The 12473-nt window shown below is 67.7% G+C and carries 13 protein-coding genes; 6 read left to right on the top strand and 7 right to left on the bottom strand.

Features of this window, described 5'->3' with window-relative positions; translation table 11 throughout:
* Window positions 1-37: 37 nt before the first annotated feature.
* From BMW51_RS03420 to BMW51_RS03395, 6 genes are all read right to left on the bottom strand, one after another.
* A complete protein-coding gene (locus tag BMW51_RS03420; RefSeq protein WP_093003303.1) occupies window positions 38-754 on the bottom strand; it encodes an inner membrane-spanning protein YciB in 717 nt (238 codons plus the stop codon).
* The gene (gene ftsY / locus BMW51_RS03415) at window positions 751-1683 is read right to left on the bottom strand and encodes a signal recognition particle-docking protein FtsY (RefSeq protein WP_019516524.1); all 933 of its coding nucleotides are present in this window, start codon (window positions 1681-1683) and stop codon (window positions 751-753) included. Before ftsY ends, BMW51_RS03420 begins: the two co-directional genes overlap by 4 nt.
* Complete coding sequence (locus BMW51_RS03410; RefSeq protein ID WP_093003301.1) at window positions 1680-2867, bottom strand: MiaB/RimO family radical SAM methylthiotransferase; 1188 nt, start codon at window positions 2865-2867, stop codon at window positions 1680-1682. Before BMW51_RS03410 ends, ftsY begins: the two co-directional genes overlap by 4 nt.
* Window positions 2868-2989: 122 nt before the next feature.
* Window positions 2990-3376: a 50S ribosomal protein L19 gene (gene rplS, locus BMW51_RS03405; protein ID WP_093003299.1), complete on the bottom strand. Its 387-nt coding sequence runs from the start codon at window positions 3374-3376 to the stop codon at window positions 2990-2992.
* Between the two features lie 6 nt (window positions 3377-3382).
* A complete protein-coding gene (gene trmD / locus BMW51_RS03400) occupies window positions 3383-4111 on the bottom strand; it encodes a tRNA (guanosine(37)-N1)-methyltransferase TrmD (RefSeq protein WP_093003297.1) in 729 nt (242 codons plus the stop codon).
* A gap of 101 nt (window positions 4112-4212) precedes the next feature.
* On the bottom strand, window positions 4213-4536 hold the full coding sequence (locus tag BMW51_RS03395; protein WP_093003295.1) for a hypothetical protein: 324 nt from the start codon (window positions 4534-4536) through the stop codon (window positions 4213-4215).
* 297 nt (window positions 4537-4833) lie between these two features.
* Between BMW51_RS03395 and ffh the strand changes: the two genes are divergently transcribed.
* The 3 genes from ffh to rimM all read left to right on the top strand — a co-directional run bounded on the left by ffh (window position 4834) and on the right by rimM (window position 7565).
* Entirely contained in the window at window positions 4834-6363 is a 1530-nt protein-coding gene (gene ffh, locus BMW51_RS03390; protein ID WP_093003293.1) for a signal recognition particle protein, read from the top strand.
* Between the two features lie 56 nt (window positions 6364-6419).
* A complete protein-coding gene (rpsP, locus tag BMW51_RS03385; protein ID WP_093003291.1) occupies window positions 6420-6818 on the top strand; it encodes a 30S ribosomal protein S16 in 399 nt (132 codons plus the stop codon).
* A 273-nt stretch (window positions 6819-7091) separates the two neighbouring features.
* Window positions 7092-7565 carry a ribosome maturation factor RimM gene (rimM, locus tag BMW51_RS03380; RefSeq protein WP_093003289.1) on the top strand — a complete coding sequence of 158 codons (474 nt, stop codon included), beginning with the start codon at window positions 7092-7094 and terminating at the stop codon, window positions 7563-7565.
* Window positions 7566-7574: 9 nt separating this feature from the next.
* On the opposite strand, the gene BMW51_RS03375 is transcribed toward rimM, so the two are convergent.
* Entirely contained in the window at window positions 7575-8489 is a 915-nt protein-coding gene (locus BMW51_RS03375) for an NAD(P)/FAD-dependent oxidoreductase (RefSeq protein WP_093003287.1), read from the bottom strand.
* Window positions 8490-8615: 126 nt separating this feature from the next.
* On the opposite strand from BMW51_RS03375, the gene BMW51_RS03370 reads away from it, so the two are divergent.
* The 3 genes from BMW51_RS03370 to BMW51_RS03360 all read left to right on the top strand — a co-directional run bounded on the left by BMW51_RS03370 (window position 8616) and on the right by BMW51_RS03360 (window position 12462).
* Window positions 8616-10901 (top strand): S9 family peptidase, encoded by a 2286-nt coding sequence (locus tag BMW51_RS03370; RefSeq protein ID WP_093003857.1) that lies wholly within the window; start codon window positions 8616-8618, stop codon window positions 10899-10901.
* A gap of 65 nt (window positions 10902-10966) precedes the next feature.
* On the top strand, window positions 10967-11995 hold the full coding sequence (locus BMW51_RS03365; RefSeq protein WP_093003285.1) for an aspartate-semialdehyde dehydrogenase: 1029 nt from the start codon (window positions 10967-10969) through the stop codon (window positions 11993-11995).
* A 5-nt stretch (window positions 11996-12000) separates the two neighbouring features.
* Window positions 12001-12462, top strand: a complete 462-nt coding sequence (locus BMW51_RS03360; RefSeq protein ID WP_093003283.1) for a hypothetical protein — start codon at window positions 12001-12003, stop codon at window positions 12460-12462.
* Window positions 12463-12473: the final 11 nt, after the last annotated feature.

Genomic DNA, 12473 nt, shown 5'->3' with positions numbered 1-12473 from the left:
TCGGGTGACGCGCCCTTTTTCGTGTCAGCCCGCGCTTTCAGCCTTCTGGCGGCAGCGGCGGCTCCTGCCCGAGTTGCGCACCGTGGCGCAGCAGCATCGGCACGTTCGCGATCGCGAAGATCAGGGTGAGGGGGATTACGACCCACAATTTGTAGATCGCCCACAGGTCCCAGCCACGCGATTTGCCGTATAGCGCATAGGCGCCGCGCCAGACGGCCTCGTTCGCGACCGCCATCGCAGCGAAGAACAGAATCCAGTTGATCGTCAGCCGCCGCCAGCCCGCTTCGCTCAGGCCGGGATAGGTGCTGCCGAGCAGGTCGCGCAGCAGCGGCTTGTGCGCCAGCAATCCGCCGAGCAGCACGCCCGACAGCAGCGCGTAGACGATCGTCGGTTTCATCTGGATGAAGCGCGCGTCGCGAAAATACATCGTCAGCCCGCCGAAGACGAGCACCAGCCCACCCGAGATCAGCAGCAGCGGTGGCACGCGGCCTAGCTTTACCTTGGCGAGTACCAGCGCGGCGGCACTCGCGATCACGAAGGCGGCGGTCGCCAGGATCACGCGCGCCATCAGCAGCATCTCGACCTGCGCCATGCCGTCGAGCGCGCGGGTGAAATGCGACACGATCCCGCGCGCCGCGGTCGCGGGGACGAGGAAGTTGACCAGGAAGAACACGACCAGCGGACCGTAGTCGACCAGATGCTTGATGCCGCTGCTCGCCTCGGATGCCCGCGCAGGCGCCGATGTGGTGCTCACTTGCGCGGCCCCGTGTCGACGCCGGCGATGATGCGGCTGACCTCGTTGGCGTTGAACGGGCGCAGGTCGTCCATCTGCTCGCCGACGCCGATCGCGTGTATCGGCAGGCCGTAGCGCTCCGCCGCCGCGACCAGTACGCCGCCGCGCGCGGTGCCGTCGAGCTTGGTCATCACGAGGCCGGTGACCCCCGCGACCTCCTTGAACACCTCGATCTGGTTGAGCGCATTCTGCCCCGTGGTGGCGTCCAGCACGAGCAGCACGTCGTGCGGTGCGGCCGGGTTGAGGCGACCGAGCACGCGACGGATCTTGGCAAGTTCATCCATCAGCTCGCGCTTGTTCTGCAAGCGGCCCGCGGTGTCGACGATCAGCACGTCGGTGCCGATCTCGGTCGCTTTCTTGACCGCGTCCCATACGATGCCGGCGGCGTCGCCGCCTTCGGGGCCGGTGACGATCGGCACCCCGATCCGCTCGGCCCATGTGCGCAATTGCCCGATTGCGGCGGCGCGGAAGGTGTCGCCCGCCGCCAGCATGACCGCGTAATCCTGCTCCATGAACAGGTGCGCGAGCTTCGCGATCGTGGTCGTCTTGCCCGACCCATTGACGCCGATGACCAGGATCACCTGCGGGCGCGGGAATGCCTCGATCTCGATCGGCTTGGCGACCTCAGCCAGCACCTTCTCGACTTCCTCCGCGACGACGACACGAATGCCGAGTTCCTCCATGTTGCGCTCGAACGTGCCCTCGGCCAAGCGCGCGCGGACGCGGGTGGCGGTCTCGGGCCCCAGGTCGGAGGCGATCAGCGCTTCCTCGATCTCGTCGAGCGTGTCGTCGTCTAGCCGCGCGCCGCCCAGCCCCGCGAGGTTGCCGACGAGGCGGTCGGAGGTGCGGCGAAAACCGCCGAGCAGCTTGTCGTGCCAGCTGGTGCTCATTCAGGAGTCCCGATCAGGTGAGTAGAAGTCGCCGCGGTAACGCGGGCGTTGACGATGGTGCCGACCGGCGCGGCAGTGCTCAGGTGCAGGTCGGCGAAGGCAGGGGTATGTCCACGGTCGCCCGGCTGCTCGACGAGCACTGGCTGCACCGTGCCGACCTGCGTCGCGAGCCAGTCGGCGCGGCGTGCGGCACTCGCCTGGCGAAGCGCTGCGGCACGCGTGCGCGCGATCTCTGGCGCGACCTGCGGCATCCGGGCGGCCGGCGTGCGGTCGCGCGGGGAGTAGGGGAAGACGTGCGTGTGGGTGATGTCGGCGTCATCGATCATCGCGAGCGTGTTGGCGTGCGCAGGCTCGCTCTCGGTCGGGAAGCCCGCGATCAGGTCGGCGCCAATCGTGATCTCTGGTCGCGCGATCTTGAGCCTCTGCGCCAGCGTGATCGCCTGCGCGCGGCTGTGACGGCGACGCATCCGCTTGAGGATCAGGTCGTCGCCCGCCTGTAGCGAGAGATGCACGTGCGGCATGACGCGCGGCTCCTCGGTGAGCAGAGCGAAGAGGTGGTCGTCCACCTCCGCCGGGTCGAGCGAGGAGAGCCGCAGCCGCCCGAGCGCCGGCACCGCCGCTAGCAGTCGCTCGATCAGCACGGGAAGGCGCGCACCGTGATCGTCGTAGCTAGTCAGGTCGACCCCGCTCAGCACCACCTCGCGCTGTCCACGCTCGATCAGCTCAGCAACGTGTTCAACGACCGCGCCGATCGGGTCGGAGCGGCTGCTCCCGCGGCCCTGCGGGATAGCGCAGAAGGTGCAGGCATGGTCGCAGCCGTTCTGCACCCCGACGAAGCCGCGCGTGTGGCGGCGCGGCGGCGGCATGTTGGCGCGCGGTCCCCAGGTGGCGGGCAGCAGCTTGGCCGCATTGCCGACGACGCGGTCGACCTCGGGCATCGCCTCGAAGGCGGCGCGATCCATGTCGGAGGCGCAGCCGGTGACGATCAGCTCGACGCCGGGACGGTCACGACGCAGGCGGCGGATCGCGGCGCGCGTGTCCTTCACCGCCTGGTTGGTCACGCCGCAGCTGTTCACCACCGCCACGTCGCGGCCGTGCGCGGGCAGGAGCTGGCGGATTGCCTCGCTCTCGGCGATGTTGAGGCGGCAGCCCAGCGTGATGACGGGCCGGGGGAAAGCGGACATGCCGGGCGATCTAGGGGCCGGGGCGGATCAAGTCCACGGCAGGAGCGCGCCGGACGCGAAAAGGGCGCGAATGGCAGACACCACCCGCGCCCCTGGAAACGCTGCCGTATGGCGCGCGCCGATTACTCGGCCGCGACCGCCGCGGTACGGGTGTCGCGACGCTCGGCGATACGTGCCGACTTACCCGTGCGGCCGCGCAGGTAGTACAGCTTCGCACGACGCACCGCGCCCTTGCGCACGACCGTGATCGATTCGATATTCGGCGAGTAGAGCGGGAACACGCGCTCCACACCCTCGCCGAACGAGATCTTGCGAACGGTGAAGCTCGAGCCCATGCCCTTGTTCGAGCGCGCGATGCACACGCCCTCATAGTTCTGGACGCGGGTACGCTCGCCCTCGACCACGCGAACGCCGACGCGCAGCGAGTCGCCGGCGCGGAACTCGGGGATCTCGCGCTTGGCGACGAGCTTGGCGATCTGCTCGGCCTCGAGCGTCTGGATCAGGTTCATGTGTGTTCAACCTTCGTCTTCGTGCCGCGCGCCAGAGGGCGACTGGACCCGAGCGCCGGTGTGACGCTCCCACAGGTCCGGCCGCCGTAGCCGTGTGTCGACCTCCGCCCGATGCTTTCGCCAGGCAGCGATCCTCGCATGATCCCCCGATCGCAGCACTTCGGGGATCGTGCGCCCTTCCCAATCATATGGTCGGGTATAATGCGGATATTCGAGGAGGCCGCTCTCGAAGCTTTCCTCGTCTCCGCTGGAAGCCGCGCCCATTACGCCCGGAACGAGCCGGACGCAAGCGTCGAGCAGCACCATTGCTCCCATCTCTCCGCCCGAGAGCACGTAGTCGCCGATCGAGACCTGCTCGATCTCACGCGCGTCGAACAATCGTTCGTCGAACCCCTCGAAACGGCCGCACAGGAGAATCGTGCCGGGGCCGGCGGCAAGGCTGCGGACGCGTGCCTGGGTAAGGGGTGCGCCCCGCGGCGTCATGGCGAGGATCGGTCGGTCGTCGGCAACCGCGTCGAGGGCGCTCGCGACCACGTCGGCGCGCAGCACCATGCCCGCGCCGCCGCCCGCAGGTGTGTCGTCGACGGTGCGGTGGCGATCGGTCGCGCTGTCGCGGATGTTGACCGCCTCAAGTGACCACAGTCCGTTCGCGAGCGCGCGCCCGGCGAGCGCGTGGCTGAGCGGCCCGGGGAACATGTCGGGGTAGAGCGTCAGGACGGTGGCGTTAAAGGACACGGGCGAAGGGACTTCCGATCGGTGATCTTCGGTCCCTTGAGGATGCCGCGTCGCGGGTCAACCGCGAGGTTACGAGCGGGTGAGCGGGGCCTCGGAAGTCCTCAGTGTAGCGGCGTGCCTTCCGCCTCGGTGACGAAGGACAGCTCCTCGGCCGGTCCGACCTTCTGTTCGCCCGCAAAGATACGATCAATCCGCGCTTCGACGTCGCAGCGCTGCTCGCGCGAGCAATAGCGGCGGTTCTGCCCGATCAGTAGCTCGTCGGCGATCGCCTTCTTGACGTTCGACAGGCCTTCCTCGCTCAGCGCATTGGTCTTGCGCAGTTCGATGCACAGTTGGATCAGCCCGACCGCCGTCACTTGCGCGCGGAGACCAACGTTGGTGACGTCGTGATGAAGCTGTTTCTGCTTCTCGGAAGGCTGGCCCACGCATCGTCTCCTTCGATCAACGCCACATTGGTTCAGTGGCTTAAGCGAACTAAAGCATGAAAGCCGATCGGTGTTCAATGCGGCCGTTACGTCCCTTTGCGTGTTGTTGACACGCGCGACCTTGCCGGCAGGGCGGCATTGGGCTACAGGCGCGTCCACGTTCCACCGTGAACGCTTGAGCAACGCGTCCATCTGCGGCGCACGCTGGCCGGCGAGGTTTCGCCCGCCGGCGCTTTTGCGTTTGGCGGCAGACGGATTTAGTCGGGCGCGCTGCTGCGACCGGCGGAAGGGATTTGAATGTTCGAGAGCCTCAGCGATCGTCTTGGTGGAGTGTTCGACCGGCTGCGCGGCCGCGGCGCGCTGACCGAGGCCGACGTGCGCCAGGCGATGCGCGAGGTTCGCATCGCGCTGCTCGAGGCCGACGTGGCGCTGCCGGTCGCCCGCCAGTTTGTCGACAAGGCGACCGAGGCCGCGATCGGGCAGAACGTGCTCCGCTCGGTCACGCCGGGGCAGCAGGTCGTCAAGATCGTCAACGACGCGCTGGTCGAAATGCTGGGCGGCGATGATTCCGAGGGCGCCGAACTCGACCTGAACGTCGCGCCGCCCGCGGTCGTGATGATGGTCGGCCTGCAAGGTTCGGGCAAGACGACCACCACCGCCAAGATCGCGCGGCGGCTGTCGAAGGGTTCGATCACCGGGCGCCCGACCAAGAAGGTGCTGATGGCGTCATTGGACGTCAATCGCCCGAACGCGCAGGAGCAGCTGGCGACGCTCGGCACCCAGGTCGAGGTGGCAACGCTGCCGATCGTCGCCGGGCAGCAGCCGGTCGACATTGCGCGGCGTGCGCTCCAGGCGGCGAAGCTGCAGGGCTTCGACGTGCTGATGCTCGACACCGCGGGCCGCCTCCACGTCGATCAGGCGCTGATGGACGAGATGAAGGCGGTGGCCGAGGTCGCGACGCCGAACGAGATCCTGCTCGTCGTCGACTCGCTGACCGGTCAGGACGCGGTCAACGTCGCGCAGAACTTCTCCGACCAGGTGCCGCTGACGGGCGTGGTGCTGACCCGCATGGACGGCGACGCGCGCGGTGGCGCGGCGCTGTCGATGCGTGCGGTGACGGGCAAGCCGATCAAGTTCGCGGGCGTCGGCGAGAAGATGGACGCGCTGGAAGCGTTCCAGCCGAGCCGCGTCGCCGGCCGCATCCTGGGCATGGGCGACGTCGTCAGCCTGGTCGAGCGCGCCGCCGAGGCGATCCAGCAGGAAGACGCCGAGCGGATGACCGCGCGGCTCGCCAAGGGGCAGTTCGACATGAACGACCTGCGCGCGCAGCTGGCGCAGATGCGGCGTATGGGCGGGCTCGGCGCGCTCGCCGGCATGCTGCCCGGCATGAAGGGCGCGCAGAAGGCGATGGCGTCGGGCGCGGTCGACGAGAAGATCCTGTTGCGCATGGACGCGATGATCACGTCGATGACGGTCAAGGAGCGCGCCAAGCCCGAGCTGATCAACGCCAAACGCAAGATCCGCATCGCCAAGGGGTCGGGCACCAATGTTCAGGAGGTCAACAAGCTCCTGAAGATGCACCTCGAGATGCAGACCGCCATGAAGAAGATCAAGAAGATGGGCGGGATGAAGGGGCTGCTCGGCATGCTCGGCAAGGGCGGGCTGGGCGGGCTCGGCAACGCGCTGGGCGGTGCGGAGCTAGGCGACATGATGTCCAAGGCCGGCGGGCCGGGCGGAAGCCTGGCCGGCATGCCGGGGCTGCCGGGCCCCGGAGGCATCCCGGGCGGGCTGCCGGGAATGCCCGGCGGGTTGAAGTTCAAGAAGTAAGTTTCACGTGCCCGCCTAAGGCGGGCGATCCAAATTGAAGAAGGAAGAAGACTAACATGGCACTGAGCATTCGTCTGTCGCGTGGTGGCTCGAAGAAGCGTCCCTACTACCGCATCGTCGTCGCCGATGCGCGCAGCCCGCGTGACGGCAAGTTCATCGAGAAGATCGGCAACTACAACCCGCTGCTCGGCAAGGACGACGAGAAGCGCGTGATCCTCGATGCCGAGCGTGCGAAGCACTGGATCGGCGTCGGCGCGCAGCCGACCGACCGCGTCGCCCGCTTCCTCGACAAGGCCGGCGTGAAGGAGCGCGCTGCGCGCAACAACCCGACCAAGGGCAAGCCCGGCGAGAAGGCGACCGAGCGCGCTGAGGAGCGTGCCGAGAAGCTGAAGGCCGCTGAGGAAGCCGCCAACGCCCCCGCCGAGACGACCGAAGCCGAGACGGCGGAGGCCTGAACCCGCTTCGCCGGTCGGTGATCTGTACCGGCCGGCGCCCTGCGACGCCGGTCCCGATCGGGTCGGCACTCAATCGGTTACCGCGCGTTTTCCTCACATCATGAGAGGAGAACGCCGTGACCGACCCCAACCAGCCCCCGCGCGAGCATGACGACCAAGACGCCACGAACCAGGGGGCATCGTCCACCAAGCCCGTCGAAGGGGCCAACGACACCCCCGGCACAAGCGACGGCTCACCCGAGCCCGCGTGACCGGGTTGTAGCGGCGTCGCCAGTGTCGCCGGGGCAGGTCGTGCTCGCCGCGATCGCCGGCGCGCACGGCGTGGGCGGCGAGGTCAAGCTCAAGGTTTTCGCGGAGCAGCTGGAGGCGCACCGGTCGTTCAACGACGGTGCGCTGACGCTCCAGTCGCTGCGCAACGGCAACATCGCTCGTTTCAAGCAGATTGCCGACCGCAATGCGGCCGAGGCGATGCGTGGCACGGTGCTGACCGTGCCGCGCGAGGCGCTGCCCGCGCTGGATGAGGGCGAATATTACCACGCCGATCTGATCGGACTTGCCGCGGTATCGACCGATGGTGACGCGCTCGGTTACGTCGTCGCGGTCGAGAATTTCGGCGCAGGCGACGTGGTCGAGGTCGAACGCCCCTCGATCGACGGCCGGCCCGGCAAGCGCTTCATGGTGCCGATCAGCGCGGTGCCCGAGTGGAACGACGAGCGGCTGATGATCGAAGCCGCGTTCGTCGACTGAGTTCGCCCGTTACCGCCACAGCGGCTGCTGCTCGCTCAGCATGTTGCGGATCGTCGTTGCGGCAACGCCGGCCTCTCCCATCGCGTGGCTGATCTGATCCAGCCCCTTCACTACATCACCCGCGGCGAACAGGCCGGGGATGCTGGTACGCTGGTGGTCGTCGACCTCGAGGCAGCCGACATCGGTCGCGCGCGCACCCGCCTCGATCGCCAGGTGCGATCGGATGCGCGAGCCGAGCGCGGGATAGACGCTGTCGAACGCCATGCGACCGCGTGCGGTATCGAAGGCTAGCTGCTCCCGTTCGATCGCGTAGTTGCCACAGGGGCCGTTAACGCGCGCAATCCCGGCCTCGTCCAGTTTCGCGGCGCACGCGGGGTCGAGCGCGTGCTCGACCTCGGGCGCGATCAGCGTCACGTCGCGTGTGAAGCTGCGCAGGAACAGCGCCTCGCGCGCACCATGCTCACCGGTGCCGATCACGCCGACCTTCTTATCCGTCACCTCGTACCCGTCGCACACCGGGCAGTAGCGCAGCAGCCCGCGCTCCAGTGCCGGATCGTGCACCTCGGGCAGCAGGTGCGCCGGGCGATGATTGACCACGCCGGTCGCGAGCAGCACGGCGCGTGCGCGGAAGCCGCCTTGTGCCGTCTCGATCACGAAGCCGTCGTCGTCGCGGGCCAGCTTGTCGACGCGTACCGGCTGCCGATGCACGCCGTATTTCTCCGCCTGCTGGAGCATCAGCGCGAGCAGATCCTTGCCCGCGACTCCCTCGGGATAGCCGGCGTGGTTGCGCGTGCACGGGATCATCGCCGCGCGGCTCGAGCCTGAGTCGAACAGCCGCACCCGCAGGTGGTAGCGCGCGAGGTAGATCGCGGCGGTCAGCCCGGCGGGGCCGCCGCCGATGATGATGCAGTCGTCGGTCGTCATCGCGCGGGCAACACTGTGCAACGTTTCCGGTTCCGCGCGAGCGGCAATGCAGGCGGGTGGTCTATCGACGCTGCGCCCGCTAATCGAGGGCGCGACAAGCCGCAGCGGCGCGGTGTGGAGAGTGAGATGCGGGCATGGTTGAGCGCGGGTGTGGCAGCGGTGGCGATCACGTTGGCGAGTGGAGCCGGCGCAGTGACCGCTGATCGCACGGCGGCGCCTCGGACGAGCAAGGCCGAGGCGAGTGCGCCCGCGCTGACGCTCCGCCGCGTGTTCGGCAGCCCCGACCTCGCCGGTCCGCAGCCGCAATCGCTCAGACTGTCCCCGGACGGCACGCTGCTCACCTCCGTGCGCAACCGGGCCGACGAGCGGCAGCGCTACGACCTGTGGGCGCTCGACACGAAGACGGGCGCGGAGCGGATGCTGGTCGACAGCAAGAAGCTGGGCAGCGGCGCCGAACTGTCCGAAGCCGCCAAGATGCAGCGCGAGCGCGACCGTTCGCTGACCGGCAAGACCGGCGTGCTGCAATATGACTGGTCGCCCGACGGGCAGAGCCTGCTGGTGCCGATCGACGGCGAGCTGTTCCTGGCAGGCCGCGACGGGCAGGCGCGCAGGCTGGACGGAACCAAGGGCGCGCTCAACCCGACGATCAGCCCGCGCGGGCGCTTCATTGCGTTCGTGCGCGACCAGAATTTGCAGGTCGCGTCGCTCGGGCAGGGGGTAGCAAAGGCGGTCACGACCGGTGGCGGCGGCACCGTCCATTGGGGCGAGGCGGAGTTCGTCGCGCAGGAGGAAATGGATCGCCGCACGGGTTACTGGTGGTCGCCCGACGAGCGCTACATCGCAGTCGAGCGCTTCGACGACGCGCCCGTGCACGTCGCCACGCGCGCCTCGATCGGTGCGTCGGGCACCAGCATCTACCAGCAGCGTTACCCCGCGGCGGGTACGCCCAACGCGCTGGTCGAGCTGTACGTGATGAAGCCCGATGGTACGGGCCGCGTGAAGGTCGACCTCGGCACCGATCCCGACATCTATCTGGCGCGGGTCGACTGGACGCCTGACGGCGCCGCGCTCCTCGTCCAGCGCGAGAACCGCGCGCAGACCCGCCTCGACATGCTGCGCGTCGACCCGGCGACCGGCAAGTCGAGCGTCATGTTCACCGAGCAATCGGGTGCGAAGAGCTGGATCAACCTGACCGACGCCTATCGCGTCATGCGCGACGGCAGCGTGCTGTGGCGGTCGGAGCGCGACGGCTTCGGTCACCTGTGGTTGTGGCGCGCAGGGGCGTGGCAGCAGCTGACCAGCGGGACGTGGGTCGTCACCGGGCTGGTCGCGGTCGATGAGGGCGCGGGCAAGGCGTATTTCCTCGCCAACAAGGACGACGTGCTCGAACAGCAGCTCTACGCGTTCGACCTGAAAACCCGCGCGATCACGCGGCTAACCGAGCGCGGATGGTGGAACTCGGCCACCGCCGACGGCACGGGCACGCGCTTCATCGTGACCCGCTCCAACCCGCAGCAGCCGCCGCAGACGTACCTCGCCGACGCGAGCGGCAAGCGCGTCGCGTGGATCAACGAGAACCGCATCGCGGGTGACCATCCCTATGCGCCATTCATGGCGGCGCATCGCCCGACCGAGTTCGGCACTATTCCGGCGGCGGACGGTACGCCGCTCTACTGGCAGATGATCACGCCCAAGCTGGTAAAGGGACGCCGCTACCCGGTGTTCTTCCAGCATTATGGCGGGCCGCACAGCCAGCAGGTCATGCGCAACTGGAACGGCGCGATGGCGCAATATCTGGTCAGCCAGGGCTGGATCTTCTTCCAAGTCGACAACCGCGGCTCGATCAACCGCGGCAAGGCGTTCGAGGACACGATCTACCACGCGATGGGCACGGTCGAGGTCGAGGACCAGAAGGCGGGCGCTGATTACCTGAAGACGCTGCCGTTCGTTGATGCGGGCAAGATCGCGACCTACGGCTGGTCGTACGGCGGGTACATGTCGGTCAAGATGCTGGAAAAGACGCCGGGCGTCTATGCGGCCGCGGTTGCGGGCGCGCCGGTGACCGACTGGCAGCTGTACGATACGCACTACACGGAGCGCTACATGGGCGATCCGCGACAGGTGCCCGAGGCTTATGCCGCGTCAGGTGCGGTCGGCGACGCGTCGAAGATCAGCGATCCGTTGCTGCTGATCCACGGCATGGCGGACGACAACGTCTTTCTCGACAATTCGACCAAGCTCGCCGCCGAGTTGCAGAAGACCGCCACTCCGTTCGAGATGATGATGTATCCCGGCCAGACGCACCGCGTCGGCGGACCGGGCATCAGCGAGCATCTGTGGACGACGATCCTCGGCTTCCTCAATCGCGAGGTGAAGGACAAGCCGGCGAGCAGCACGAGCGCGGCGAAGTAAAGCTTCGTTGGCGTGGGATACCGCGCGCGGCTAAGGCCGCGGCGGATCGATAAGGGGTTGTATTGATGGGTTACCGGGTGGTGGTCGCGGGCGCGACCGGGAATGTCGGGCGCGAGATGGTCAACATCCTGGCCGAGCGGCAGTTTCCCGCCGACGAGATCGCGGTGCTGGCATCGTCGCGCAGTCAGGGCGACCAGATCGAGTACGGCGATACCGGCCGAATGCTCAAGATACAGAACATCGAGCATTTCGATCCCGCCGGCTGGGACATGGCGCTGTTCGCGATCGGCAGCGAGGCGACCAAGGTCTACGCGCCCAAATTCGCCGCCGCCGGCTGCACCGTGATCGACAATTCGTCGCTCTACCGGATGGACCCCGACGTGCCGCTGATCGTGCCGGAGGTGAACGCGGACGCGATCGACGGGTATCGCGCGAAGAACATCATCGCCAACCCGAACTGCTCCACCGCGCAGATGGTAGTGGCGCTGAAGCCGCTGCACGATGCCGCGACGATCAAGCGCGTCGTGGTTGCGACCTATCAATCGGTGTCGGGCGCGGGCAAGGCAGGGATGGACGAGTTGTTCGAGCAGAGCCGCAACATCTTCGTCGGCGATCCCGCCGAGCCGAAGAAGTTCACCAAGCAGATCGCGTTCAACGTCATTCCGCACATCGACAGCTTCCTCGACGACGGGTCGACCAAGGAAGAGTGGAAGATGGTCGTCGAGACCAAGAAGATCCTCGATCCCAAGATCAAGATCACCGCGACCTGCGTGCGCGTGCCCGTCTTCGTCGGCCATTCGGAGGCGCTCAACATCGAGTTCGAGGACGAGATCTCGGCCGAGGACGCGCAGCGCATCCTGCGCGAGGCGCCGGGGATCATGCTGATCGATAAGCGCGAGGACGAGGGCTACATCACCCCGATCGAGGCGGCGGGCGACGACGCCACCTACGTCAGCCGCGTGCGCGAGGACCCGACGGTCGAGAACGGCCTGTCCTTGTGGTGCGTCAGCGACAATCTGCGCAAGGGCGCCGCGCTGAACGCAGTGCAGATCGCCGAGCTGCTCGGGCGCCGTCACCTGAAGAAGGCGGACTGATCGCGATGGCGCGCAACGTGGCGGCGCTGGTCGTGCTCCTCGCCGCGTCCGCGTGCCAGCCGAACCCGCGCAACGAGATCGCGCAAATCGCTGACGTGGCAATGGCGGAGGTGGCGCGAACCGCCAATGCGCAGGTGTTCTCAGCGCCGCTCTGTGTCGACCGCATCATCCCCCCGTGGCAGCCCGCGCAACATGCGCGGCGCATCGATCCACCGGCACCACCAGGTTTCGCTGACCTGTATGCCCCTGACACCTTCCGCGGCGGCGGTGGCGTAAGGGGCGCAATCATCGGCGGAATTCCGGTGGCGTCGCGGGTCGAGTGCTTCACACTGTACGGCCCACTGATACGTGGGGACCGAGCGATGATCGAGGTGCAGTTTCCCGGCACCGGGCTAAACGTGTGGGAGCGACGAACCGGCGGCGTGTGGCGCGTGGTGACGACGACGACTAGCGTCTATCCGGACTGACGGGCACGATC

It is taken from the genome of Sphingomonas palmae (genome assembly GCF_900109565.1).
Taxonomy (GTDB): Bacteria; Pseudomonadota; Alphaproteobacteria; order Sphingomonadales; family Sphingomonadaceae; genus Sphingomonas; species Sphingomonas palmae.
The sequence above is the reverse complement of the archived record's forward strand: the minus strand, read 5'-3'. Positions and strand labels throughout refer to the sequence as shown.